This is a genomic window from Streptacidiphilus neutrinimicus, from assembly GCF_000787815.1.
GTDB classification, from domain to species: Bacteria; Actinomycetota; Actinomycetes; order Streptomycetales; family Streptomycetaceae; genus Streptacidiphilus; species Streptacidiphilus neutrinimicus.
This window is the reverse complement of the sequence record NZ_BBPO01000008.1, coordinates 136,619-159,777: the sequence shown is the minus strand read 5'-3', so window position 1 is coordinate 159,777 and position 23,159 is coordinate 136,619. Positions and strand designations below refer to the sequence as shown.

The following is a 23,159-nucleotide window of genomic DNA, read 5'->3' as shown; positions in this document are numbered from 1 at the left end:
TTAGGGCCCCTGGCCACGGGCATGCCCACTGCCCCTGTTCGGGCGCTGTAGACCGTGAGGTCCGGAGGTCCGCACCGCTCGGTCTCAGGAAGAGCCGCGCCTCGACGAGGACGAGGCTGCTCCTCGGTGATCACACCGGGGGCGGAGCAGTCAGGTCCGCGTCGGCACCGCGCGGCTCGCACGTCACCAGTGCCTCGTCGACGGCCCCGCGCAGGCGGGCCGCTTGCTCCTGCGGATCGACAACGGAGAGGGCGACGCGGGCGAACTCGGCCGGCGGCCGCAGCTCGACCATCAGGACAGGACCACGCCATGGACGTACCGCGATCCAGTCACGCCCGGCCGGGTGCCGCCACACTCCCAGCCACGCCCTGTCGGGGATCGACAGTCCGCTCTCTCTGCTGCCGCGCAGGCAACGCCATGGCTCGGCGAGCACCTCGACGCGCGCCACGGCCGCGAGCGGTGCCCGCACGAGCCCGTACCGCATCACCGCTCGTTCCCGCCAGGAGGGCCGGACCACCAGGTCACCGCCGTGAATCGTCACCCGCGCCATGGCCGCCTCCGGTCCGGTCCGGGCCCCGGTCCCGTCGCTCCTGTTCCGCGAGGCGCCGTCGCAGGACGTCCGGGTCCGTCGTCACGGCTACGCCCCGCGCCCCCGCTGGACCGTCTTCACCGCTGCCTGGTGCAGGCTCCGCGCGGTCTCCTCGTCGCCCGCCGGAAGCGGACTGCCCTGCAGCGTGTACCAGTCCTCGGCCCCCACGTACTGCACCGTGATGCTGGCCTGACCGCCGCTCCAGGTGGTGTGCACGGTCACCTCGCCCTGGAGGACGTCCCCCTCCTCCGTCTGCACTCCACCGTGCCCGGAGAAGATGCCCTCGGTGGTCCAGGTCGCCCATGTGTTCGCGCGGGTATTCACCAGTGGGCTCCTTCGTCCTCGGCCCTCAGCGGGCCTGCGGCACGATACGTGGGGCGGTCTGATGAGACCCCTGCATACGGTCCCGGGCGCCCGGGGAAGCCTCGACTGCCCAGGAACATCTTCTGGCATCCGCGCCCGGCTGTCCTGGCGGACTGCGTGGACAGCCCAGCCGGCCGTCCCGGTGTGCCGCCCTGCATCCGGCTCAGGGCTGCGCTGCGCGCCGCGCCGCACCGGCCGATCCCGAGACAGGACAGGGCAGCGGCGAAGGCGACGAACAGGACGACCGTGACGGCCACCGGCGGCCCGACCTGGTACGGCCTGGGTGGCCTGGGCCGGATCGGGCGCCTCGCATCGGTTCACATCGCTGCCGCAGGGTAGAACAAAGGTACCGAGGGTTTTCCGCACACCGGCTGCAGTGCCCCTGTCGTTCTCGGCGAACGCCGACGCCGGGCCTGCGCGCGGGTCCGGGGACAGGACGCGCATCATGTCCGTGTCACTCATGCGACCACCTTCGGTCGCCCTTCCCCCGCCCCGCACGGAATCCCCCGTGCTGCGCCTCGCCCTGCGGCCCGCCGCCGGAGGCGGCGGCCTCCCCGTCGGCGCCCTGGACGGCGCCTGGTGGCCGCACTCCGACGACCTCCTTCGCGAACTGCCCTCACTCATCCCCACGTTGGACCGGGTGTGGGGGCGGATCACCAGGGTCAACGTGAACCCTCGCCACTGGGAGTCGCTGCCCCGCGAGGTTCCGGTCCGGGGACATGTGGTCAAGGTCGGCTGGTTCACCACCGAGCAGGACCCGCACAAGCTCCTGCTCCTGTCCTACCGCACGGGCCGTTGGGACCTGCTCGTCATCCCACCGCAAACCAGCCAGGCGGCCGCCGCCCGGCTGATGGCCGCCGCGGGCGACCCGGCCGGCTCGTCCGCCGCGAGCGCCCTGCTCGCCGCCGAACGCGACCGCAGCGTCGACGACGCGACCAACGCGGCCGACGCCCCGGCCCGTGACATCGGCGCGGAAGCCGCATGGGAATCCGAGGGCGGCGCGGCACGGTCCGTTCCGCTGATCATGCCCATCGGCCGCATCAGCGTGTCCTCAGGCAGGTGAGAACGGTGACGACGCTCCTCACCGTGCTCGCGATCGGTGCCATGATCTACGCCTGCGTGCTGCTGATCCAGCTGGCCAACGCCCGCCACGCCATGTCGCCGACGGCAGCCCAGCCGCACCGTTGGCGCCTCCACCGACGAAGCCCCGCGGCCCGGCCGACACTTCACCGTCCCTGACGGCGACGCGCCAGGCGCTGCTCCTGAACCTGCTTCGCCGCGCGGACGGGTGTCCCCAGCTGGCGACACCCGTCCGCGCGGCGAAGCGTGACGAACCATCGAAGGATGTGAACATCGTGATCATCCTGATCACTGTCGCGGTACTCCTCGCGATCGCCGCCCTCGTCCTGGTCTCGCTCAGCCTGCGCACCGTGCAGCAGTACGAGAAGGGTGTCGTCTTCCGGTTCGGCCGGCTCCTGCCGGGCATGCGCGATCCGGGCTTGCGGCTGATCCGCCCGATCGGCGACCGGATGCGGAAGGTCTCGGTCCAGACCGAGGTCCTCGGCGTCGCCACCCAGGGAGCCATCACCGCCGACAACGTCACGGTCACCGTCGACGCCGTCGTCTACTTCCGCGTCATCGACCCCGTCAAAGCCCTGGTCAACGTCAACAACTACCCCCACGCCGTCTCCCAGATCGCCCAGACCTCGCTCCGCTCCGTCATCGGCCGCGCCGACCTGGACACCCTGCTGTCCGACCGCGACCAGATCAACGCCGAACTCAAACAGGTCATGGACGCCCCGACCGAGGAACCCTGGGGACTGCGCATCGAACGCGTCGAGATCAAGGACATCGCCCTGCCCGACCAGATGATGCGCTCCATGTCCAAGCAGGCCGAGGCGGAGCGTGAACGCCGCGCCCGCGTGATCGCCGCCGACGGCGAGTTTCAGGCCTCCCAGAAACTCTCCGAGGCGGCGGCCGTGATGGCCGACACTCCCGGCGCACTCCAACTCCGGCTGCTGCAGACCGTCGTGGACGTCTCTGCGGAGAAGAACAGCACCCTGGTGATGCCTTTCCCCGTCGAGATGCTGCGCTTCTTCGACACCCAGTCCCGCCCGGTGCCCGCCCCGGCCGAGACCCACCACGGGCTCGCACCCTCGGACGCCGAGCTCCTGCAAGCCCTGCTCCACCCCGTCCCCGTCCAGCAGGGCTTCGACTCCGCGCCGGCGATGCTGCCCTCACAGGCCCCGCCGTTCGGCGAACTAGGCAAGGCCCGCCTGCGCGCCGACGTCGCCCGTACTCGCGCCGCTTCATGGCCCACTGCCTTCAGCCCCGACGAGCCGCTCACCCGGATCTGACCCTGCCCGGCCCGGGCCGACCGCGGGAGGAGTGGGACGCGCTGCGACGAGGCTCCGGGGTCCGTGAGCGGGTTCCGTGACTGGTCCGCGTGACAGCAGACGGCCTCGGCACGTCGTAGAGTTCCCAGCAGAACACCTGTTTGCCTGGTCGGCGCGCACGGTCGAGGCCGGTACGACGCGGCTCCCCCGACGCCCGGCCTCAGGTCGCAACTGCGGCCTTGCTCCGGCTGCCCCAGCCCCCGGCGGTCTCACGGACGAGACGGCCGAGGAGATCTGGATGTCCGCGGAAAGCGTCGTCACTCGACGCCTGATGGTCAGCCACAGCCTTCCCCAGCCCCGAGCGGGGGCGGCGACGTTGGCAGTCGAGCGGCACGATCGTGGGAGCAGTGCGGAGATCACCCTGATCGGCGACATCGATCTGGATTCCGTCTCACTGGTCCGCCGAGCCCTGACGCGGTGCCTGCTCGATGGCGCGCGCACGATCGATGTCGAGCTCACCCACGTCGGCTTCTGCGACTGCAGCGGCCTGAGCGCGTTCCTGGACGCCTACCACCGCGCCGCGGCCATCGGAGCATCCGTGCGACTGCACCACCCGGCACCGCCGGTTGCGCGATTGCTCGCCCTGACCGACACCGAGAGCCTCCTGCTCGCGCCGCAGCCCGCGCGCCCGGCGTAGAGCCGCCCAGCCTCCGTCGCCTCCGTCGCGGGCAGGGCCGGTGGCGCAGATCCCCGACTACTGTGTTGCCATAAGTTCTATGTGTTGCACGGGGAGACCCGCTCGGCGCAGCGAGGAGGTCGCGATGGGCCGCACCAACGAGACCCGCGCCCTGCTCCCCTCGGCGTCGTCGCCGTTGCGGAAGCTCCCCTCGTCGCCTGGGCACCGGTGCGACGGAGAGCGCGGTACGGTGGTCGCACTGGTCGGGAGTCGTAGGGATACGGGGGCACGCGCTATCGCCGTCAACTCGGCAGCCCCTTCGTTGTCGGGTGGCGATCTGCGACGTCCCAGGTCCTTTTGGAACAGGACAACCGGTGATCAGTGACGGCATGGCCGAGGTTCTGCGGCTGCTTCAGCGCGACGAAGGGTTCGACGCCGCAGCGGACGTCGCCGTGCTGGCCGCGGTGACCCTGGGCGTGACCGGGCTGACGGTCTCCCTGGCGACCGGGGGTGACCGGGCGGAGCTGATGTGGTGCACCGACGATGCCGCCGGCAGCTTCGAGGACCTGCAGTTCACTCTCGGCGAGGGCCCCGGCCCCGAGGCCGTGCGCGGCGACGCGATGGTGCTGGTGCCCGACCTCGCGCTGGTGCGGCCCGAACGCTGGCCGGCTCTGAGCGTCGAGGCAGCCGGCCTGGCGGCCCGCGCGGTGTTCTGCTTCCCGATGGGCATCGGGGCGATCCGCGTCGGTGTGCTGACCCTGGTACGCCGGACGGCAGGGCCGCTGACCGACGGGCAGGTCGGTGACGCGCAGGTCCTGGCGCATGCCCTGGCCGGGCGCGCACTCGGCAGCGTCGTGCCGGGCCCGAACGGGGCCGCTCCGGCCGATTCCGCCGACGCGCTGCTGCACGCCGTCGTGCACCAGGCCACCGGCATGGTCAGCGTCCAGCTCGACGTGTCCCTGCCCCAGGCGCTGCTGCGGCTGCGCGCGCACGCCTACAGCAGCGGCCGGCCACTCACCGACGTCTCCCGGGACGTGGTCGCGCGGCGGCTGCGCCTGGACCTCAACGGCAACGGCGACGGAAACCCGTTGCCCGTCTCAGACAAGGACTGATCGCCATGGCCCGCGAGCAGCAACTGACCAAGGTCTTCGTGGAGGTCGCCGACTCCCTGATCGATGACTTCGACCTGATCGACTTTCTCCAGCGGTTGTCCGAGCGCTGCGTGGAACTGCTGGACGTCGCGGCGTGCGGGGTGCTGCTGGCCGACGAGCACGACGTGCTGCAGGTGCTGGCCGCTTCGGACGAGAACACCCGGCTGCTGGAACTCTTCGCCCTGCAGCACGACCAGGGTCCCTGTGTGGAGTGCTACCGCAGCGGCCGGCCGCGCACCAACATCGACCTCGCGGACCCGAACGCCTCGCAGGCGTGGCCGCAGTTCACCCCGGCCGCCCTGCAGTCCGGCTTCCTGTCCACCAACGCGATCCCGATGCGGCTGCGCGGGCGCGTCATCGGCGCGCTCGGCCTGTTCCAGACCAGGGACAGTGCCCTGAGCGACGCGGACACCGCCCTGGCCCAGGCACTGGCGGACGTGGCCACCATCGCCATCCTGCAGCAGCGCACCCTGGCCCACAGCGAGACCGAGCGCGGACAGCTCCAGTACGCACTCACCAGCCGGATCGTCCTGGAACAGGTCAAGGGCATCCTGGCCGAGCGCTGGCAGGTCACCCCGGACCAGGCGTTCGCAGCATTCCGCGCCTACGCCCGCTCCCACCACCACCAGCTCTCGCACCTGGCCCGGCTGATCGCCGACGGCGAGTTCGACACCGACCAGATCCCCCGATCACCGCGGCATCGCTGACCTCACCAACTCCGGGGCCCGGAGCGGCCTACCGCAGCGTTACCAGCGGTACCAATGGCTGCGGCTGCCCGCGGTGCTGCCCTGGCCTCGGAAGACGAAGCCGAGCAGCCGCAGGGCGCGCAGGGCGAATCCGGCGCCGCCCAGGTCCAGTGGACGTAGGCGGCTTTGCCGATTCGGCTGCCGGGGGCGGATGTGTGGCACTCCAGGTCAGGGCCTGAGCGCGTCCTTGACCTTCGCGCCGGCGTGCTTGGTGTTGCCCTTGACCTGGTCGGTGCGGCCTTCGGCCTCCAGGGCGCGGTCACCGGTGGCGCGGCCTGCGGCCTTCTTCGCGCCGCCCTTGACCGCTTCGGCCTTGTGGGCGAGCTTCTTGGCGACACTCATGCCCGAGTTCCTTTCGCGAGGGATTCGCCGTTCGGCGGGGGCCTAGCGGCGCGTGAGGTGGTACCCGAAGAGATGCAGACCGCGGGTGCCTCCGCCCGACGGCGCGGGAGCGCCATCCGATGCCGCGATCGCGCGCGTACCCGACGATCCGGAAGGAACGCGTTCACGCTGGTCGAGTTCGCGCTGGTCGATCAGGTCGTCACGCTGTTCCGCGAGGTCGTCGCGTTCCTGCGCGACGGCTGCCGTCCTTGCGCGGGCGGTGTCACGCTGCCCGGCCAGAATCTCGCGGTCCTTGTCCGCGGCGACGGTCTCGCGGCGGGATTGCCGCAGGTCCCTGCGCGCGTTCAGGCCGCGGCGCGAGGTGCGGCGCGCGCCGGTCAGGAGCAGGCCCAGCCCGAGCATGGCCGCTGCGCCGACGATGATGCCGAAGAGGAAGAGCGTTCCCGTGGAGCCGGTCATGTGGTGGCCGAACACCGAGAACGCGCCGTTGACGGCGTGGGTGCTGCCGGTGTTGCCGAAGATTCCCGCCACGGCCATGACGGCCGCGACGACGAGGATGAGGAGTCCGAGAACAATGATCATGACGTTTCCTCCCATATGGGATATACGCCGTAGACCTACAGTAAACTCCTGATCTACACCGCTGTCTACAGTGTAGATCTACGAGTTCATGTGAGATCGTAGGTCTACAGGGCCTCGGAGCCTTCTCGCACGGCGACGAAGCCCGCCCCCGGCGGAGGAGGGTGACGGCATGGACACGTCCTCAATCGGTGCTGCACTTCGGGAACCCGAGGCACATCCGGACGGCAAGCTCACCCGCGAGCGAATGCTGGCCTGCGCGCTGGAGATCGTCGACCGCGACGGCATCGAGAAGCTGTCCATGCGCGGGCTGGCCCGCGCGCTCGGCCGCGACCCGATGAGCCTGTACCGCCATGCGGAGAACAAGGCCGCGTTGCTCGACGGCGTCGCCGAGACGGTCCTCGCCGAGCTCACGGTGGACCCCGCAGACCCCGACTGGACCGCCCAACTCCGCAGTGTGGCACACCAGTTCCGCCGAATCGCACTGACCCACCCTCACGTGGTGCCCCTGCTGGTCACCCGTCCGCTGGCCACACCACTGGCACTACGCCCCCGCGGCACTCTTCGCCCGCTCGAGGACGTCCTCGACCTGCTGACCCGCGCCGGCTTCAGCGGAGCCGACGCCCTGCACATCTACCGCGCCCTCTTCGGCTTCCTGCACGGACACGTCCTCAACGAACTCCAGGAGCTCGTCGAGAACCCCGACGAGACCGACGACCTGCTACGGCTGGGCCTGCACCGCCTGCCGATCCACGAGTTCCCCCTGCTCCGCAGTCTCGCCTCGGTCCTGGCCTCCTACGACGGCGCCGCGGAACTCGAACGCGGTCTCGACATCCTCCTCAGCGGGCTCAGGTCATCCATGACTACCGCGATGTGACGGCAGTACATGTCGCGGGAGCCATGATGTGGCGACGGCGGCGGGCCGCTCGCCCCGGACCGGAGTTCGTACGGCGCCGGTCAGCTGTGCGTCGGGGTCGCCCTGGCCTCGTGCTCCTGCGAGGGGCCGTTAGCCGGCCTGGCTCGTGCCGAGGTGATCTCCTGTTCGGCCGCCGACCGACCGAGCCAGGAGGCGCCGTCGAAGGACTTGCCGGGTTCCAGGTCCTTGTAGACCTCGAAGAAGTGCTGGATCTCCCGGAGGTCATGGGGGAACACGTCGTCGAGCTCGTGCAGGTGGTTCATACGGGGGTCGGTGGCCGGGACACACAACACCTTGTCGTCCTCGCCCCGCTGGTCGTTCATGCGGAACATCCCCAGCGCACGGCAGCGGATCAGGACCCCCGGGAAGGTGGGTTCGCCGCCCAGGACGAGTGCGTCCAGCGGTTCACCGTCCAGTCCGAGAGTGCCCTCGACGTAGCCGTAGTCGGCCGGGTAGCGGGTGGAGGTGAAGAGCATCCGGTCCAACCGGATGCGCCCGAGAGCGTGGTCCATCTCGTACTTGTTGCGGCTCCCCTGGGGGATCTCGACGACGACAACGAAGTCCATGTCCCGCTCCTGCCGACGGCACGGATCAACGGGCGAGGCTGAGCCGCCCTCGACGCCTCACCGCGCAGCCGCGGAACACCGGCGCACCATGACGGCCGACTCCAGGCTACGGCCGGGGTTCCCCTGCCGACGGGGCGACACCGCGCGGAACGGAAAAGCCGGCCCGGTCGGCAGCCGGGTACCGCCGATCGCCCCCTTCGGCCAGGACAGCGCCCGGTTAGCATGGACTTGAGGGGATGACGCACACGACGGCAGACGCGGTGCGTCGTCTGCCCCACCCGACGGCACATCAGGACGCGCCACCGCCCACCCTGCTCCCAGCCTCCCTGGCCAGGACACCCCGAGCGTCTCGAAGCCGGGAGCGACCCCGCGCACCAAGGGAGACCCTGATGGCGTCCACCCTCGACAAGTCCCCGGACCGTCCCCACGCCTCCGACGTCATGGTCCCCGCAGATCTCCAGGTCAGCGACCACACCGCCGTCGACAAGGCGCTGGACATCCTGCACAGCGCCCACGTGGAACACCTGCTCGTCCGCGGCGACGACGGCCGCTGCGTCGGCCTCGTCACCAGGGACGACCTCAGCGGCTACCTGTCCCAGCCCTGGTACAGCCAGCACACCCGGCTGCGCGACCTCGTCCGCCCGCTCGAGCCCTTCGCGCACCCCGACACCCCGATCGACGCCGTCGCCAACGCCATGCGCGAACACGACGCCCACGTCTGGCCGGTCGTCGACGCCGACGGCTTCGCCCTGGGCGTCATCACCGCCGAGCAGCTCAGCAGCTGACCGACCGACCGTCCGGACGGCGGGTCGCGGAGAGGAGACGTCGTGGCACACGCGGATCGGCGATGAGGCCTCGGATCGTCGCGGGGACAGGCCACCGGGCCCTGGCGCAGGCCGTCGCGGCAGCGCTCGGCACCGAACCGGTGGCCTGCGAGACCGATCGTTTCCCCGACGGCGAACTGCGGCCCGTGGTGGGCGACGTGCAGGGCGCGGACCTGTACCTGATCCAGCCCACGGGGCCGCCGGTGAACGACAACCTCGTGGAACTGCTGCTCCTGCTCGACGCGTGCCACCGGGGAGGTGCGCGCAGACTCACCGCGCTCGTGCCGTACTTCGGCTACGCCCGGCAGGACCGGCGCACCACCGCCGGGCAGCCGGTCGGCGCCCGCGTCGCCGCCGACCTGCTGGTGGCCGCAGGTGCCGACCGACTGGTCGTCATCGATCCGCACACCGCCGCGCTCGAGGCGATGTGCGGCGTCCCGGTCGAAGTGCTCACCGCCGTGCCCCTGCTCGCCGACGCGCTGGGCCAGGAGCTGTCCCGCGCCGCCGTGCTGGTCGCACCCGACCTCGGCGCGGTCAAGCTCGTCGAGCACTACGGCCGCCTGCTGCGCCTCCCCGTGGCCGTTGTCCGCAAGACACGTGTGTCCGGCACGCAGGTGCTGGCCGAGGAACTGGTCGGGGGTGTCGCGGAGCGACCTGCGGTGATCATCGACGACATGATCAGCACCGCAGGCACCGTCGAGACGGCCGTGAAGGTCCTGCTGGCCCACGGCGCCGTCGTCGACATCACCGTGGCCACGACCCACGCCCTGCTCGTCGGCGGCGCCCGGGACCGGCTCCAACGGCTTCCGATCCGCCGTCTGGTCGTCACAGACACCCTTCCCGTGGAGTCTGCCGGAGGGTTGCCGCTCCAGGTGTGCTCCGTGGCTCCGCTGCTCGCCGATGCCGTCGACCTGCTGCACGGCGACGAGCCCGCCGTGGCGTCCCCGGTCCAGGGTGGGGTGGGCGGCAGCCGGGTGTACCCGGGGTGACCTGGGGTGGGTCGTCTCGCGCATCCGCGGCGAGCCGCGCAGGCTGGGGTGCATGACGATGGACATCGACCTGGAGGCCCTGACCGACCGGATCATGGACGATGCCCGCAGGGGCGACCGGGCGGCCGTGGAGCAGGCCCTCGCCGCCTGGGGGATGAAGGGCATGGCGGCGGGATTCCTGGTCGCGCAGCAGCAGGACGTCCGGCTGCTCCTGGACGGCCAGGTCGAGCGGCTGCTCGACTATGCGAGGGCGAACGGGGCCACGCCGGAAGCGCTGAAGTGGCTCCAGGAACAACTGGACGGGGCACAGCCCCCGGCCGGCTAGCACAGCCGCGCTGCCCGCTTCCGGCGCCCGGCGCGGGCGTCAGCGCTGGGCCTGGCGCCCCGATCGCCTCCAGCGCCAGCCCAGGTAGATCAGGTCGGCCACCAGGAGCACCGCTCCGATGACCAGGAGGTACAGCAGGCCCTTGGCGACGGCGCCGACGATCCCGAGCACGATCGCCACGATGATCACGAACAGGAACAGAGCCATCACGCCCACCCTTCCGTGCGGGGCATGTCGGTCAGCGCCGTGCGAGTTGCCGCTCGCCCGCCGCGCCGGGCTGGTAGGACAGGCCGTAGTGCCGGAAGATCGCTTCCTCCTCCGTCGCGGGCAGGACGTCGTCCACCCCGATCGCCGGGCACCCCTTCACTTGCGACTTCGCGTAGTTGACCCGGACGTACCCGGGGCCGACGACCGCTCCGTCCAGGGGAACGAAGACGAGCCGGTGACGGGTGGGCAGGCCGACCTGCACCGTGGCCATGGCCGGCGCGTCGGTGGTGGTGTCCACATAGACCGCCTCCATCACGCCGATCTTGTGGCCGCCCGGGTCCACGACGTCCCGGGTGCGCCATTCACGGATGTCCGCAGCCTCGATCACCATGTGGCCCCCTTCCTCGGGATGTCCCCATTCAGCTTGCCCCCCGACTCCGGTCAGAGCCAGTCCTTGCGTTTGAAGGCGACGTACAGCAGCACCGAGAGGACGACGATGACGAGACTGGAGACGAGGAATCCCGACTCCTTCCCGAAGCCGGGGTAGGGCAGGTTCTGCCCGTAGAAGCCGGTGATCGCGGTCGGGACGGCGATGATCGCCGCCCAGCTGGTCACCTTCTTCATGATCATGTTCATGCGGTTGGCCTGGACCGAGAGGTTGGTCTCCACCAGGGAGGTGAGCATGTCCCGCAGCGACTCGGTCCACTCGGTGACGCGCAGGACGTGGTCGTAGACGTCGCGGTAGTACGGCATGAGCGGCTCCGGCACCACCCCCAGGTCCGGGCGCATCAGCGAGTTGACGACCTCCCGCATGGGGAGCACCACCCGGCGCAGGCGGACCAGCGACTTGCGCAGCTCGTACGAGCGCCGCTGCACCTCCTGGATCTGCTTGCGTTCCTCGCCGAAGAGCAGTTCGTCGAGCTCTTCGATGCGGTCGTCGAAATGCTGTACGGCGGCGAAGTGCCCGTCCACCAGGTAGTCGAGCAGGCCGTACAGCAGCAGGCCCACGCCGGGCGCCGGGGAGGCGGTGGCAGGCGCCCGGTCCCAGCGGGCCACCACCTCGTCGAGCGGCGGACCGGCGTCCTTGCGGACGGTGATCAGCGCGTTCGCGGTGATCAGTACGGCGATCTCACTGGTCACCAGGCTCACGCCGTCCGGGGCGACGGAGACCGCGTAGGCGCTGAGGAACTGGTGGGACCGGTAGCTGTCCAGTTTCGGGCGCTGTCCGGCGTGCACGGCGTCCTCGAGCGCGAGCTCGTGCAGCCCCAGCTCCTCGCCCACCGCCGCGAAGTCGGCCGGGTCCGGTCGGCACAGGTCCAGCCACACGACGGCGTTCGGCTCCGCCAGATACCGCGAGACGTCGCTGACCGGGAAGCCCTCCCGGGCGAGGACGCCGCTTCGGTAGAGCCGGGTACGGGCCATGCTCCGACCATAACCGCGACACTTCGGCAGGGCCGGACGCGGCCGACGCCTGCGGAGTGTCGCCCCCTGCGCCGCGAGTCCTCAGGTCCGGCCGTACCGGGTCGCGTCGTCGGCGAACTCCCGGGCCATCTCCTCGGTCACCGTCGCCCGGGTGCTGCCGATGGCGTCCAGGTAGTCCGCAGTGGTGGGACGTGCCCGTTCGCCGGTGTCGAGAGTGCGCTCGAAGACCGTCTGGGCGACCCCCCGGGCGACCTGCTTGATGTCGGCGGGAGTGAACCCGTCGCTGGCGTCCGCCAGGGCTTCCGTGTCGGCGTCCGTGCCCGTCTTGGCAATGTACCCGGTCCACAACGCGATGCGGGCCTCCCGGTCCGGCGGCCCGACCGGCAGGACGTAGTCGAAGCGGCCATGCCGCAGGAAAGCCGGGTCCAAGGCGGAGACCGCGTTGGTGGCGCACACCAGCAGCCTGCCGTCACGCTCACGGAAGCTCACGATCGACTTGAGGAGTTCGTTGACCACGCCGACCGACGCCGGGTCCGCGAGGTTGCGCGTACTGGCGACCTCTTCGACCTCGTCGATGAAGACCAGCACCCGGTCGAGCTCCGCGATCTGCCCGAAACGGTGCCCGAGGCCCGTGGCGAGCCCACCCTCCAACGCCAGCCGTGAGGGAAAGAGCTCGACGAACGGCCACCCGAGCCGGCCGGCCACCGCTCGGGCGAACGTGCTCTTCCCCGTTCCGGGTGGCCCGAACAGCACCACCGCGCGGGGAGGTTCCACGCCGTGCTCGTCCGCGACCTCGGGATTGGCCAGCGGGAGCACCAGGCGCCGTTCGATGAGCCGCTTCTCGTCGGTCATCCCTCTCAGCTGCCCCCAGAGACCGGCATCGGGCACCGATCCCCCCAGCGACGCCAGAACCGCCGAGCCCTGTGCGCTCACCACGGCGACCTTCTCGAAGTACGTCAGGCCCTGGTGGGGGGAGAAGCCCGAGTTGCCCAACGCCGTGGCGCCGGTCGCCTCCGCCGAGAGAACGGCGGCGACGATCCTGGCCCCGGCCGCCTGGAGACGATGCTCCAGTGCCGAGACCAGCGCCGTGCCGAGGCCCAGGTTGCGCCAGGCCGGATGCAGGGCGACGCGCAGCACCCAGGCCCGGTCCCCGTCCACCCGGCCCACCGCCGCACCCACGAGATGCCCCTCGGCCACCGCAACCACGCTCGGATTCCCGGCCTGCAGCGCGGCCACGACCTCCGAGAGACGGAAGACAGCGGGCGGGTCCGCGCCGGCGTTCTCACCGTCGAGCCGCACCACTGCCTCGAGATCGTCCGGTGTGGAGTCACGAACGTGCCACACGGCCACGGTCGGCCCTCGGGGGTCGTGGTCCTGGGGCTTCCCTGTCGTCCGGCGGTCCACGGGTCACGCCGCGGATGTGATGCCGGTCTTGACGAAGATCTGCCGGGCCGAGTCCGAGGCGCCGGCCAGCACCGCCGCGGCCATGGCGGCCTGGGCGGCCGCAGGGTCCGCGTCGGGAGGAACGACCAGGAGCACGAAGTGGTCGTGGTCGCCGCGGGTGAGGATCACCGTGTCGTCGCCGACCGGGAACCAGTCGATATGGACGACCCGGTCGTCGACGGTCATCCGTCCTGGCACCTCGTCCCACGCGGCGGCGTCCAGGCCCACCCGTTCGATCGGTCCCACGGACTCCGTCACCGCCGTGATGAGTGCCGGAAGCTCCGCAGCCAGGTCGCGTGAGCGCGGCCACCAGGCCCCGTCGTGCGCCCCGAGCCGCGACGCGGTCGTCTCCAGCCGCAGGACCACCGCACCGGGCGCCCGCGGCCAGTCGTTCCCGTCCGGCAGCAGCCTTCCCGCTGACGGCGTGGTGGAAGGATCGACACTCATGGGACACCGCCTGTCCGCAACGGACCACCCCGCCCGACGGCCGACGTCGCTCCGCCAGGCAAAGGCCGACGCGCCGGGCCGCTTCCGGGGCCGATTTCACGCTACTCCGGTGGGGCCGGAGTAGCGTGAAGGCTGTCGGGCGTGCCAAGCCCTGCCACTGGCTGCCGTGGCTCCCGGCGGTCGCAGGGTCGACGATCCACGGTGGGGGCGGACCCCGGAAGCCCGGTCGGCGGTCGGCGGTCGGCGGTCGGCCACCGACCGGCCCACACCGTGTCACCTGTCCGTGGGGAGTGGAGGACCTGTGCAGGACGAGCCGTTGCCGCCGCTCGGGCACGCCGACGTCCGCGTCATCGCAGCCACGCCGGACGCCGCGCGCCAGGTCGCGCTTGTGCTGCGCAGCACGTTCGTGAGCACCGAACAGCGCAGCTATCCGGCGGGGCCGGACGGGACCGGTACGAGACTGCACCTCACAGTGGACACCACACGCGCCCCCGAAGCGCCCGGTCCGCTCCCCGACCGTTCGTCCGGCGGCGACCACCCACACCCCGGCGAGGTCTGATCCTGGCGCGAACTGTCCCCGTGCCATGCTGATGATCAGGGACCTGGGGCCGGTCCCCTCCGGCCCGGCGCGGAGTGGGCTGAAAGCACCGAAGGTCTTCCGAACAACGGCTGCAGTGCCCCTGCCGTTCTCGGCGAACGCCGACACCGGGCCTGCCCGCAGGCCCGGAGACAGGACGCGCACCATGTCCGTGTCACTGCTTCGACGGCCCTCCGTCACCTTCCCTCACCCCGGGCTTGGTCTCCCCCGCTGCGCCCCGCCCTACCGCCGGATGGCGCCGCGAACACGACACCAGGTCGACGCCCGCGCACGATGTCCGCAGACCCAGCGGAACTCTGATGCCTCATCAGTCGAGCGCGCCGGCAACAGCTACCGCGGCTACGGACTGCTCCCCTTCCAGCACAGCAGCTGCCACAGGGTGCCCGCTCCGATCTGCTCGTACGTGAGCCCGGTCTCCTCGGCCAGCGCTTCGAGTCCAAGGCTCCCGCCACGGGCCTCCGCAGCCCTGGACAGCTGGGCCGCCCACAGCTCCGCTTCGCCGAACGTCCCCTGCTGCTCGAACCGGGCCTTGAGGTGCTCGACCGTGCCGTCGGCCGCCGAGTGCCGAGCGGGTAGAGCTTGCCCAGGCGTCAGGGAGGCGCGGGCGACGCCGCTGTCGGACTCCCAGGCGTTGGTGGCCAGGGCGACGGCAGCGGCGAGCAGGGCGCTTGCGGTCTGCCGGGTGGCCGGGTCGGTGGCCGCCGCCATCAGTCGGGCGGCTGTGGTCGGGTCCGTCTGCGGCGGGACGACCAGCAGGTCGCAGCGTCTGACGCCGAAGGAGAGCAGCAGGAGCTTGTGCGGATCCTGTTCGACGGCGCACCAGCCGATCCGGATGACGTGACCTGCTATCCGCAGACGGGCCGGCAGCGGCTGCCTCCAGTGGCGAGGGTCGACAGTCACACGGGTGATGCGTCCCCAGCCATGGTCCAACTCGGCTATGAGCAGCGGAAGTTCGTGCGCAAGGTCATCGGAGTGAGGCCACCAGGCCCCGTCGAGCAGACCCGATGGCGGGCCGACGGGCTTGAGCGCGAAGCGCGGGCGGGGCGTGAACGGCGGAGGGTCGGGCAGCGCGAGAGGACGCCCGGGAAGCGGCAGTCGGGTCATGATGCGGGCCTGTCCCCGGGCCCGCCGCGGCAGGCCCGGTGTCGGCGTTCGCCGAGAACGACAGGGCATGGCCGCCGGTGTCCGAAGAACCCTCGGTACCTTCACCGTACTCCGCTCCTGCCCTGTTGAGGCCGGTTCCGCGGTGCGCATCGACGCCCGCGGGCAGGTCCGTCAACGGCCCGGTCCACGCCATTCGATCAGGAAGATCGTTGCGTCGTCGCTGGTGCGCCCGCCCCGTGCTGCTTTGAGGGCGTGGGAGAGGGCCCGCGTAGTGGCCGCCAGGCCGTTCCCGGCGCGCCCCACCCGTGCGGCGATGTCGATGAGCTGCGTGCGGCCGAACTGGATGCCTCCCGAGGTGTGCTCCTCGACCACGCCGTCGGTGAAGCAGACGATCCGGTCTCCTGCCTGCAGGTTCACCTCACTGACCAGCGGCTTCTCTCCGCCGAAGCCGACAGGCAGTGTGGTCGGGCCGTCGAGGATCCGAACAACGTCGTGGTCGCGGACCAGCAGCGGCGCCGGGTGCCCGGCATTGACCCACTGCAACCGCCCGGTCGAGACGTCCAGCCGCATCATCTGCGCCGTGACGAAGTGCTCGGGATCGAACTGGTCCGCGATCACCTCGTCCATGTAGGCGTAGATCTCGGCCAGGCCGACGCCCGCACGCCGCGCATGGCGGTAGGCGCCGATCGCCGCGGTGGCCATCACTGCGGCCTTCAGACCGTGTCCCATCGCGTCGATCACGGCAGCGTGCAGCGTGTCGGCGTTGAGGGCGTAGTCGAAGCTGTCCCCGGCGACCTCATAGGCCGGCTCCAGGAAACCCGCCACCTCCACCTCGGCGACCGACATCGTCAGCGGAGGCAGCAGGGACCACTGGATCTCGGCAGCGACGCTCATCGGACGGCGCCGCCGTGCCCGGGTGAACAGGTCCGTGGACCGGCCGCGTGACGTCAGCAGGCTCGCCACCAGAGTGGCGACCCTGGTCAGTTCCGCTCCCTCCCGGTCGTCGAGGCGGTCCACGGTCAGTGCCAGCACGCCGAGGTTCTCGCCGCCGTCGGTCAGCGGGAGGTAGACCCGCAACCCGTCGACCCCGGGCAACACGACCAGGCTCTCCTCCACCAGCGCCCGCCCCGCAGGTGAGCCGACGATCGGCTGTGAGCCCGTGCCGGCGCAGTCGTCGTATGTCAGGGGGACGAGGAGCAGTTGCTCGTAGTCCTGGAGCAGCAGCACGGCGTCCCGCCCGCCGGCGGCGGCGAGCTCCTGCGCGACCGCCGAGGGGAAGAGCCGCGGCTGCACGGCGGCCGCACGATCCAGGAGACGACCCAGCAGGTGTCCGCCGAACCTCCCCGCGCCCCTGGCCTCGGGCGCGACCCGATCTCGCTCACGCTCCTCCATAAAGCCATCCGACCACGCATTCCCGGTGACCGCGCCTGCTACCAGGACACGTCACGCGCACGGGTCAGGCAGGAGTAGCTGGGCCCAGCCGGATTCCGTGCTGGCCGTCTGCTGGCAAGGTCTCAGCTCTGGTCATCGGTCTCTCTGGGAGCGCGCTCCAGGGCGGTACGGCAGCGCGGACACAGCTGACTGACTTCTTCGCAGTCAGCATCGGTCATCGGGCGCACCTCTGCGATAGATGACAACAGTCTGTGGCAGAGGGCGGCGCCGTTGGCGTCTGGGACGATGTGCCACAGTACGGCGGTGGCGACTCCGTACTCGGCCCTCAGCGTGGTCATGGCCGGTGGCCTGCGTCTCCTCTTTCTTGGCGCACACGGGCGTGGGCGGAGCGGATGAGTCGTTGCTGGGGTTCACTCAGTCCGCACAGGCCGGTCATGGTGTCACCGGGGATGTCATGGGTGCCGCAGATGGCCAGGGCGCCGTGGATCGGCGGTTCGGGGCTGCCGAAGGCGGCCATGAGCGCCTGGCCGACCGGGTTGGGTTGCCGGCCGGAGGAGAGGGAGCCGTCCTCTGTGTAGCCGCACAGCCCTTGGGCTCTGCCCCGGGCGCGCAGGATGGTGAAGGCGACGGTGCTGGCGTGCGCGGCGTTGGGGTCGTTGAGCATCGCACGGGTGTCGCCGTCACGGAAGTGCAGCCGTCCGTCGGGATCGATGAGGGCATAGATGCCAGGCATGGCGAAGTGTCCTCCTGTTCCAGGAGGTGTGGGCGCCAGTTCCAGGCGCGGTGACGTGCCCTCCCGTGCGCTGACCTCGACGTCGGTGTCGTCGGCTTTGGTCCAGGGCAGCTCGGCCTCGACGAGGGAGGCGTATCCGGTCTCGTGCGTCTCGGTCGCGGTCGGCCAGACTCAGCGGAGGTCTGGGTCCAGGATCCACTCGAAGAGGTCGTCGAACTCGGCAGCGATCGGCTGGCCTCAGCCTACCCCTCAAGTCCACGACAGCCACGCCGGACGCCAGGTGATCAACCTGGCGGCACGTGCACGGACAAGGCCACGTAACGGTGAGTAGCACACTCGCCGCCTTCAACAGCACCGGCCAGGAGGCAGCCTCGTCTCAGCTTCCAAGACACCGTCGTCGCGGACACGCCTCCCAACCCTGGGGACCAATTGGGGACCACACACTCCGCACGCTGGACAATGAGGTGTTTTGTGAGGCTCTCGCTGGCCTGCGGAAAACGCGGTCGGGACGACAGGATTTGAACCTGCGACCCCTTGACCCCCACGGAGGCAAATCGATTTGAGCTGGATCAGCTGGTTCCGGCACCCGGCCGTAGCTCCGGGCTCGACACCAAGCACCCGGTACGGGTCCGGTGGCAGCCGGGGTGGTTCGCGCGTCATGGCCGGCTCCGGCCCCCACCGGTGGCTTGCTCTTGCGTGCGGAGCGGCGGGCTGCGGACCGTGCCCTCAGCCCACGCCGGGACCGTCCGGTGGTCACCGGTCGGCGACCGGCCGCAGGGAGGGGCCAGGCGCCGCTGGCCGCGCTGATGCTGCTGCGCCATGTGCGCGAGGAGATCGCCGGCTGGGAGACCGGCCTGATCGAGACCGCCCGCGGGGCGGGCGCCACCTGGGCCGATCTGGCCGAACCGCTCGGCGTGCAGAGCCGCCAGGCCGCCGAGCGCCGCTACCTCCGGCTGCGCCCCAACGCCGACGCCGGCACCGCGGCGGGCAGCACCGGCGAGCAGCGCGTCCAGGCCGCCCGCGACCAGCGCGCCGCCGACCGCGCCGTGACCGGCTGGGCCCGCGACAACGCCGCCGACCTGCGCCGCCTCGCCGGACAGATCGGCGCCCTCGACGACCTCACCACCAGCGCCGCCCCCGCCATAGAGCGCCTGCTGGACGCGCTCGGCGACAACGACCCAGCCCGCCTGCTCGCCCCCTCGCCGAAGCCCGCCCCCACCTCGAAGCCGCCCACCCGAAGATCGCCGACCGGCTCGACCAGCTCACCGCCCGCACCGACCAGCTGCGCACCGCCAGCGACCGGCAGCGCCGCACCCCCACCGGCCCCTGACCACCAGCGGCAGCTCCGCCTCCACCGCGGGCCGGCATGCCGCCTGGACCGATCCCGCTCGCTACACCACCGCTCACTGACACGACGTGCAGGAGGTTCACGTGCGGCCCACCGCGCTGCTGCCCGCCCCGCTCCTTCCCCGGCGTGGCCGGGACACGGCAGCCTGCCTAGCACCGGTGATCGCGGTGCACGGCGAAGTCGACTTCGCGACCGTGGACCAGCTGTGCCGGCACCTCGAAGACCAGGCGGCACACCACCGGCAGGTCACCGTGGACCTGTCCCGGGCCACGTTCTACGACCAGGCCGCGATCGACGCCCTGACCCGGACCGTCGCGGGCGCCCGACGCGCCGGCTGCCGCATCAGCTACACGCCCCCGCACCTGGCGCCGCACGAACCCGGAGCACGGCGCTCACTCTGACCGGCTCACCGCAGACCAGTCTCCCGCCCGTTCTGAGACGGCCCAGCCCGTCCCCGACCCCGCCGACGACCATGACTCCAGCCGATCTCCAGCAGCTCCTCATCGAGCGCGCCCCCGCCATCCCGGGCATCACCGACGCCACCAAGTGCGACGACGACAGGCCCTACGGACTGACCGTCACCCTCTCTGGCGGCGGACAGGTGTGGTGGACCATCACCGGTGCCAGCGGGCCGGCCCCTGCCTCCGCCACCACAGGTGATACCGGCGAGGCCGACACCGCTGCTGTGCAGGTGCCGGACCTGACGGGATCCTCGGTCCCAGTGGCCCACGTCGAGCAGGCCCTGGTCGCCACCGCCGCCGAAGCGGACGATCCGTCCGGCGGCGTCATCCGCGCCGACCGGTACAGCGTCCGCCCGAACCCGCCCGCGGTCCGCTACGGCGCCACCTTGGAGTGCCGCGACGGCTGGAAGCTCTTCCTGTCCTGCTACGGCACCACCCCGCCCGGACGCACCAAACCCGAGCAGCCCTACCAGCCCCTCAGCCACGTCTGAGAACGCCCAGGCCCCACAGCCGCAGGCAGATCAGCCCCCCGACGCAGGCGCCCCCGAACCTGCTACTCGACCCGACCCTTTCCACCCCTCTCACCTCAAGGAGCACCCTTCCGTGGCCGCCACGACCGAGACGTTGGAGTTCCAGGCGGAGACCCGCCAACTGCTGCAGCTGGTGATCCACTCGATCTACTCGAACAAGGACATCTTCCTGCGCGAGCTGATCTCCAACGCCTCCGACGCCCTCGACAAGCTCCGCCTGGAATCCCTCACCGACCCCGACCTCGGCGTCGACACCTCCGACCTGCACATCACCCTCGAGGTCGACAAGGATGCTGCCCGCACCCTGACGGTGCGGGACAACGGCATCGGCATGACCCGCGACGACGTCGTCGACCTGATCGGCACCATCGCCAAGTCCGGCACCGCCGGGCTCCTGGCCAAGATCAAGGAAGCCAAGGAGAACAAGGACGCGGACGCGGCGAGCCTGATCGGGCAGTTCGGCGTCGGCTTCTACTCCGCGTTCATGGTCGCCGACAAGGTCACCCTCCACACCCGCCGCGCCGGCACCGCCCAGGGCACCGTGTGGGAATCCGACGGCGAGGGCACCTACACCATCGCCGACGCCGACGACCTACCGGTCGGCACCACGGTCACCCTGCACCTGAAGACCGCCGACAGCGAGGACGGCCTCGGCGACTACCTGGCCGCATGGAAGATCCGCCAGATCGTCAAGCAGTACTCCGACTTCATCCGCTGGCCCATCCGCATGGCCACCACTGCCAACACCGCCGACAGCCAGGACGGCTCCGAGAGCGACGGCGCCGCAGGTGAGCCCGAGACGCTGAACTCGATGAAGGCACTGTGGGCCCGCCCCCGCCCGGAGGTGTCCGAGGCCGAGTACCACGAGTTCTACCGGCAGATCAGCCACGACTGGCAGGACCCCGCGCAGACCATCCACATGCGCGCCGAGGGTACCTTCGAGTACGAGGCGCTGCTGTTCCTGCCCGCGCACGCGCCGTTCGACCTGTTCTCCCGCGACACAAAGCGCGGCGTGCAGCTGTACGTCAAGCGGGTGTTCATCATGGACGACTGCGACGCGCTGATGCCCAACTACCTGCGGTTCGTCAAGGGCGTCGTCGACGCCCACGACCTGTCCCTCAACGTCTCCCGCGAGATCCTGCAGCACGACCGCCAGATCACCGCCGTACGCCGGCGCCTCGTCAAGAAGGTCCTCGGCGCGATCAAGGACCTGCAGGCCACCAACACCGACGCCTACACCACGCTGTGGGAGCAGTTCGGCCGGGTGATCAAGGAAGGCCTGCTCGAGGACCGCGACAACACCGACGCCCTGCTCGAACTGGTCTCCGCCGCATCCACCCACGACCCGGAGAAGACGACCACACTGCGCGAGTACGTCTCCCGCATGAAGGACGGCCAGAACACCATCTACTACCTGACCGGCGAGAACCGCGCCATGGTAGAGAACTCCCCGCACATGGAGGCCTTCACCGCCAAGGGCTACGAGGTCCTCATCCTCACCGACCCCGTCGACGAGGTCTGGACCGACCAAGTCCCCTCCTTCGACGGCCACCGCTTCCAGTCCATCGCCAAGGGCCAGGTCGACCTCGACGAGACCGATGAGAACAGTGACGAGGCGAAGGCCGACAAGGCCCAGCAGGAGCAGGACTTCGCCGCCCTCCTCGCCTGGCTGCAGAACACCCTGGCCGAGCACGTCAAGCAGGTCCGCCTGACCACCCGGCTCACCACCTCCCCAGCCTGCCTCGTCGGCGACGCCCACGACCTGACCCCAACCCTGGAGAAGATGTACCGGGCCATGGGCCAGGACCTCCCCTCCGTCAAGCGCATCCTCGAACTCAACCCCACCCACCCCCTCATCACCGCCCTGCGCGAGGCCCACGAGACGAAGGCCGAAGACCATTCGCTGGCCGAGATCGCCGAACTCGTCCACGGCGCGGCCCTGCTCGCCGAAGGCGGCGACCTGCCCGACCCCGCCCGCTTCACCCGCCTCCTGACCGACCGCCTCGCCAAGACCCTGTAACCCGGCAGGGTGCGGCCGACCCGGCTAGCTGAGCGGCCGGCCGCACCCCGCCCACAGGCCCGACAAGGCCAAGTCGAGCCCGACAGCACAACACCGAACACCATCCCTGTCCCCGGCATCCAGAACGGAACCGGCCGCTTGCCGGCGGCCACCCGACCGACCACGGAGACCTCACACGTGTACGAGTACACCGACCGCAAGAACCGCACCCTGGCCGACCGCATCGACGACGCCGCCGAGCGACGCCCCGCTCCGCACGGCAGCGAGCAGGACAGGGCCACCGCGCAAGCGCTGCTCGCGGACATGTTGCAGGCCGCCGCAAAGCACAGCATCACGCTCGACGCCCTCGACATGGTCACCGACCTGCCCGGCGGCTGCTACCGCGCCGTCACCAGGAGCAGCGACCTGGGCGCGCGCATCAACACCGCCGCCGAACGCCGCCCCACCCACGGCGACACCGAACGGGACAAGGCCGCCGCGACGGCCCTGCTCGCCGACATGCTCCAGGCCGCCGCGAAGCACGGCATCACGCTCGACACCTTCGACTGGGTCGCCGACCTGCCCAGCACCTGCTACCGCGCCGTGGCCCGGCACCGCGAACTGGCCGACCGCATCAACGACGTCTCCGAGCGCCGCCGCACCCCCAGCACCGAGGAGGAGAAGGCCGCCGCAACAGCCCTGCTCGCCGACATGCTCCAGGCCGCCGCCCAACACGGCATCAACCTCGACGCCCTCGACTGGGTCACCGACCTGCCCGGAGGCTGCCTCGCCGCCGTCACCTCCAAACTCCGCACACGCGCCGTCCAGTGGGCCACCGCCAGCTGAGCCGGATGGGCCGCACCGGCGGCCCATCCCCTGCCACCACTCCGGCTACGATCCGCCGTCCTCCTGGTCACCTTGGCGTCCACCCCGAAGCGAATCCCCCGGAGGAATCGGCGCGGCGCTCTGCCAGCGGCGTCGCCGGTGGGGAAGCCGCCACAGCGCACCGTGCGCGGATGAGTTCCAGGGGCGCCGGCCGGAAGGTCGGCGGCAACGGTCCAGGTCCCGTGGCC

Annotated in this window: 28 protein-coding genes and 1 pseudogene; 16 read left to right on the top strand and 13 right to left on the bottom strand. The window is 70.9% G+C overall.

Translation table 11 applies throughout. The features are described from left to right. Window positions 1–130: 130 nt before the first annotated feature. Window positions 131–550 (bottom strand): hypothetical protein, encoded by a 420-nt coding sequence (locus TR48_RS08520; RefSeq protein WP_052442498.1) that lies wholly within the window; start codon window positions 548–550, stop codon window positions 131–133. Between the two features lie 87 nt (window positions 551–637). Continuing rightward, window positions 638–913, bottom strand: a complete 276-nt coding sequence (locus TR48_RS08515) for a hypothetical protein (protein ID WP_037606822.1) — start codon at window positions 911–913, stop codon at window positions 638–640. Window positions 914–1,397: 484 nt separating this feature from the next. On the opposite strand from TR48_RS08515, the gene TR48_RS44670 reads away from it, so the two are divergent. The 6 genes from TR48_RS44670 (at window position 1,398) to TR48_RS08490 (ending at window position 5,822) form a co-directional block, all read left to right on the top strand. After that, window positions 1,398–2,015, top strand: coding sequence for a DUF5994 family protein (locus TR48_RS44670; protein WP_042365303.1), 618 nt, complete (start codon window positions 1,398–1,400; stop codon window positions 2,013–2,015). A 5-nt stretch (window positions 2,016–2,020) separates the two neighbouring features. Next, a complete protein-coding gene (locus TR48_RS43025) occupies window positions 2,021–2,191 on the top strand; it encodes a hypothetical protein (RefSeq protein WP_161789794.1) in 171 nt (56 codons plus the stop codon). Window positions 2,192–2,313: 122 nt separating this feature from the next. After that, on the top strand, window positions 2,314–3,309 hold the full coding sequence (locus tag TR48_RS08505) for a slipin family protein (protein WP_439654454.1): 996 nt from the start codon (window positions 2,314–2,316) through the stop codon (window positions 3,307–3,309). 277 nt (window positions 3,310–3,586) lie between these two features. Continuing rightward, the gene (locus TR48_RS08500; RefSeq protein WP_236652072.1) at window positions 3,587–3,985 is read left to right on the top strand and encodes an STAS domain-containing protein; all 399 of its coding nucleotides are present in this window, start codon (window positions 3,587–3,589) and stop codon (window positions 3,983–3,985) included. Between the two features lie 368 nt (window positions 3,986–4,353). Next, window positions 4,354–5,076 carry an ANTAR domain-containing protein gene (locus TR48_RS08495; protein WP_042365341.1) on the top strand — a complete coding sequence of 241 codons (723 nt, stop codon included), beginning with the start codon at window positions 4,354–4,356 and terminating at the stop codon, window positions 5,074–5,076. A 5-nt stretch (window positions 5,077–5,081) separates the two neighbouring features. Continuing rightward, window positions 5,082–5,822: a GAF domain-containing protein gene (locus tag TR48_RS08490; protein WP_042365302.1), complete on the top strand. Its 741-nt coding sequence runs from the start codon at window positions 5,082–5,084 to the stop codon at window positions 5,820–5,822. A gap of 207 nt (window positions 5,823–6,029) precedes the next feature. Here TR48_RS08490 and TR48_RS40190 read toward each other — a convergent pair whose 3' ends face one another. Together TR48_RS40190 and TR48_RS44665 are read right to left on the bottom strand one after the other, a co-directional pair. After that, window positions 6,030–6,203, bottom strand: coding sequence for a CsbD family protein (locus TR48_RS40190; protein WP_084729040.1), 174 nt, complete (start codon window positions 6,201–6,203; stop codon window positions 6,030–6,032). Window positions 6,204–6,245: 42 nt separating this feature from the next. Continuing rightward, entirely contained in the window at window positions 6,246–6,785 is a 540-nt protein-coding gene (locus TR48_RS44665) for a hypothetical protein (protein WP_063770939.1), read from the bottom strand. Between the two features lie 169 nt (window positions 6,786–6,954). Between TR48_RS44665 and TR48_RS08480 the strand changes: the two genes are divergently transcribed. After that, entirely contained in the window at window positions 6,955–7,659 is a 705-nt protein-coding gene (locus TR48_RS08480) for a TetR/AcrR family transcriptional regulator C-terminal domain-containing protein (protein WP_084714455.1), read from the top strand. 80 nt (window positions 7,660–7,739) lie between these two features. On the opposite strand, the gene TR48_RS08475 is transcribed toward TR48_RS08480, so the two are convergent. After that, complete coding sequence (locus tag TR48_RS08475) at window positions 7,740–8,264, bottom strand: inorganic diphosphatase (protein WP_042365301.1); 525 nt, start codon at window positions 8,262–8,264, stop codon at window positions 7,740–7,742. 389 nt (window positions 8,265–8,653) lie between these two features. On the opposite strand from TR48_RS08475, the gene TR48_RS08470 reads away from it, so the two are divergent. The 3 genes from TR48_RS08470 (at window position 8,654) to TR48_RS08460 (ending at window position 10,402) form a co-directional block, all read left to right on the top strand. Beyond that, a complete protein-coding gene (locus tag TR48_RS08470; protein WP_042365300.1) occupies window positions 8,654–9,049 on the top strand; it encodes a CBS domain-containing protein in 396 nt (131 codons plus the stop codon). A 62-nt stretch (window positions 9,050–9,111) separates the two neighbouring features. Further along, the gene (locus tag TR48_RS08465; RefSeq protein WP_042365299.1) at window positions 9,112–10,077 is read left to right on the top strand and encodes a ribose-phosphate diphosphokinase; all 966 of its coding nucleotides are present in this window, start codon (window positions 9,112–9,114) and stop codon (window positions 10,075–10,077) included. A 52-nt stretch (window positions 10,078–10,129) separates the two neighbouring features. Continuing rightward, on the top strand, window positions 10,130–10,402 hold the full coding sequence (locus TR48_RS08460; RefSeq protein ID WP_037606827.1) for a hypothetical protein: 273 nt from the start codon (window positions 10,130–10,132) through the stop codon (window positions 10,400–10,402). Window positions 10,403–10,441: 39 nt separating this feature from the next. Here the strand turns inward: TR48_RS08460 and TR48_RS44260 are convergent, their stop codons facing one another. The 5 genes from TR48_RS44260 to TR48_RS08440 form a co-directional block, all read right to left on the bottom strand. Next, complete coding sequence (locus tag TR48_RS44260; RefSeq protein ID WP_170183521.1) at window positions 10,442–10,609, bottom strand: hypothetical protein; 168 nt, start codon at window positions 10,607–10,609, stop codon at window positions 10,442–10,444. 31 nt (window positions 10,610–10,640) lie between these two features. Next, the gene (locus TR48_RS08455; RefSeq protein WP_037610249.1) at window positions 10,641–10,997 is read right to left on the bottom strand and encodes a PRC-barrel domain-containing protein; all 357 of its coding nucleotides are present in this window, start codon (window positions 10,995–10,997) and stop codon (window positions 10,641–10,643) included. A 53-nt stretch (window positions 10,998–11,050) separates the two neighbouring features. Then, window positions 11,051–12,031 carry a magnesium transporter CorA family protein gene (locus TR48_RS08450; RefSeq protein ID WP_042365297.1) on the bottom strand — a complete coding sequence of 327 codons (981 nt, stop codon included), beginning with the start codon at window positions 12,029–12,031 and terminating at the stop codon, window positions 11,051–11,053. An 81-nt stretch (window positions 12,032–12,112) separates the two neighbouring features. After that, entirely contained in the window at window positions 12,113–13,381 is a 1,269-nt protein-coding gene (locus tag TR48_RS08445) for an ATP-binding protein (RefSeq protein WP_037606829.1), read from the bottom strand. Between the two features lie 57 nt (window positions 13,382–13,438). Next, window positions 13,439–13,921, bottom strand: coding sequence for a DUF5994 family protein (locus TR48_RS08440; RefSeq protein WP_052442496.1), 483 nt, complete (start codon window positions 13,919–13,921; stop codon window positions 13,439–13,441). A 301-nt stretch (window positions 13,922–14,222) separates the two neighbouring features. On the opposite strand from TR48_RS08440, the gene TR48_RS08435 reads away from it, so the two are divergent. After that, window positions 14,223–14,480 (top strand): hypothetical protein, encoded by a 258-nt coding sequence (locus TR48_RS08435; RefSeq protein ID WP_037606831.1) that lies wholly within the window; start codon window positions 14,223–14,225, stop codon window positions 14,478–14,480. A 378-nt stretch (window positions 14,481–14,858) separates the two neighbouring features. Here the strand turns inward: TR48_RS08435 and TR48_RS41740 are convergent, their stop codons facing one another. The 3 genes from TR48_RS41740 to TR48_RS08415 all read right to left on the bottom strand — a co-directional run bounded on the left by TR48_RS41740 (window position 14,859) and on the right by TR48_RS08415 (window position 17,748). Continuing rightward, window positions 14,859–15,623 (bottom strand): DUF5994 family protein, encoded by a 765-nt coding sequence (locus TR48_RS41740; RefSeq protein ID WP_236652071.1) that lies wholly within the window; start codon window positions 15,621–15,623, stop codon window positions 14,859–14,861. 171 nt (window positions 15,624–15,794) lie between these two features. After that, window positions 15,795–17,015: a PP2C family protein-serine/threonine phosphatase gene (locus TR48_RS08425; RefSeq protein WP_042365296.1), complete on the bottom strand. Its 1,221-nt coding sequence runs from the start codon at window positions 17,013–17,015 to the stop codon at window positions 15,795–15,797. Window positions 17,016–17,349: 334 nt separating this feature from the next. After that, window positions 17,350–17,748, bottom strand: a complete 399-nt coding sequence (locus tag TR48_RS08415) for a hypothetical protein (protein ID WP_042365294.1) — start codon at window positions 17,746–17,748, stop codon at window positions 17,350–17,352. 632 nt (window positions 17,749–18,380) lie between these two features. Between TR48_RS08415 and TR48_RS45310 the strand changes: the two are divergent. The 5 genes and pseudogenes from TR48_RS45310 to TR48_RS08390 all read left to right on the top strand — a co-directional run bounded on the left by TR48_RS45310 (window position 18,381) and on the right by TR48_RS08390 (window position 22,932). Further along, window positions 18,381–19,078, top strand: a pseudogene (locus tag TR48_RS45310) (type III effector protein). Window positions 19,079–19,179: 101 nt separating this feature from the next. Continuing rightward, on the top strand, window positions 19,180–19,497 hold the full coding sequence (locus TR48_RS08405) for an STAS domain-containing protein (RefSeq protein ID WP_042365292.1): 318 nt from the start codon (window positions 19,180–19,182) through the stop codon (window positions 19,495–19,497). 71 nt (window positions 19,498–19,568) lie between these two features. After that, the gene (locus TR48_RS08400; protein ID WP_042365291.1) at window positions 19,569–20,048 is read left to right on the top strand and encodes a hypothetical protein; all 480 of its coding nucleotides are present in this window, start codon (window positions 19,569–19,571) and stop codon (window positions 20,046–20,048) included. 112 nt (window positions 20,049–20,160) lie between these two features. Beyond that, window positions 20,161–22,107 (top strand): molecular chaperone HtpG, encoded by a 1,947-nt coding sequence (gene htpG / locus TR48_RS08395; RefSeq protein WP_042365290.1) that lies wholly within the window; start codon window positions 20,161–20,163, stop codon window positions 22,105–22,107. Window positions 22,108–22,284: 177 nt separating this feature from the next. Further along, on the top strand, window positions 22,285–22,932 hold the full coding sequence (locus TR48_RS08390; RefSeq protein ID WP_042365289.1) for a hypothetical protein: 648 nt from the start codon (window positions 22,285–22,287) through the stop codon (window positions 22,930–22,932). The last annotated feature ends 227 nt before the right edge of the window (window positions 22,933–23,159 follow it).

Coding starts and splice junctions, on each gene's coding strand:
- TR48_RS08415 (WP_042365294.1), bottom strand. CDS start 17,748: ATGCCTGGCATCTATGCCCTCATCGATCCCGACGGACGGCTGCACTTC.
- TR48_RS08440 (WP_052442496.1), bottom strand. CDS start 13,921: ATGAGTGTCGATCCTTCCACCACGCCGTCAGCGGGAAGGCTGCTGCCG.
- TR48_RS41740 (WP_236652071.1), bottom strand. CDS start 15,623: ATGACCCGACTGCCGCTTCCCGGGCGTCCTCTCGCGCTGCCCGACCCT.
- TR48_RS08500 (WP_236652072.1), top strand. CDS start 3,587: ATGTCCGCGGAAAGCGTCGTCACTCGACGCCTGATGGTCAGCCACAGC.
- TR48_RS08465 (WP_042365299.1), top strand. CDS start 9,112: ATGAGGCCTCGGATCGTCGCGGGGACAGGCCACCGGGCCCTGGCGCAG.
- TR48_RS08475 (WP_042365301.1), bottom strand. CDS start 8,264: ATGGACTTCGTTGTCGTCGTCGAGATCCCCCAGGGGAGCCGCAACAAG.
- TR48_RS44670 (WP_042365303.1), top strand. CDS start 1,398: ATGTCCGTGTCACTCATGCGACCACCTTCGGTCGCCCTTCCCCCGCCC.
- TR48_RS08450 (WP_042365297.1), bottom strand. CDS start 12,031: ATGGCCCGTACCCGGCTCTACCGAAGCGGCGTCCTCGCCCGGGAGGGC.
- TR48_RS40190 (WP_084729040.1), bottom strand. CDS start 6,203: ATGAGTGTCGCCAAGAAGCTCGCCCACAAGGCCGAAGCGGTCAAGGGC.
- TR48_RS08495 (WP_042365341.1), top strand. CDS start 4,354: ATGGCCGAGGTTCTGCGGCTGCTTCAGCGCGACGAAGGGTTCGACGCC.
- TR48_RS44665 (WP_063770939.1), bottom strand. CDS start 6,785: ATGATCATTGTTCTCGGACTCCTCATCCTCGTCGTCGCGGCCGTCATG.
- TR48_RS08460 (WP_037606827.1), top strand. CDS start 10,130: ATGACGATGGACATCGACCTGGAGGCCCTGACCGACCGGATCATGGAC.
- TR48_RS08480 (WP_084714455.1), top strand. CDS start 6,955: ATGGACACGTCCTCAATCGGTGCTGCACTTCGGGAACCCGAGGCACAT.
- TR48_RS08470 (WP_042365300.1), top strand. CDS start 8,654: ATGGCGTCCACCCTCGACAAGTCCCCGGACCGTCCCCACGCCTCCGAC.
- TR48_RS08520 (WP_052442498.1), bottom strand. CDS start 550: ATGGCGCGGGTGACGATTCACGGCGGTGACCTGGTGGTCCGGCCCTCC.
- TR48_RS08490 (WP_042365302.1), top strand. CDS start 5,082: ATGGCCCGCGAGCAGCAACTGACCAAGGTCTTCGTGGAGGTCGCCGAC.
- TR48_RS08425 (WP_042365296.1), bottom strand. CDS start 17,015: ATGGAGGAGCGTGAGCGAGATCGGGTCGCGCCCGAGGCCAGGGGCGCG.
- TR48_RS08400 (WP_042365291.1), top strand. CDS start 19,569: ATGACTCCAGCCGATCTCCAGCAGCTCCTCATCGAGCGCGCCCCCGCC.
- TR48_RS44260 (WP_170183521.1), bottom strand. CDS start 10,609: ATGGCTCTGTTCCTGTTCGTGATCATCGTGGCGATCGTGCTCGGGATC.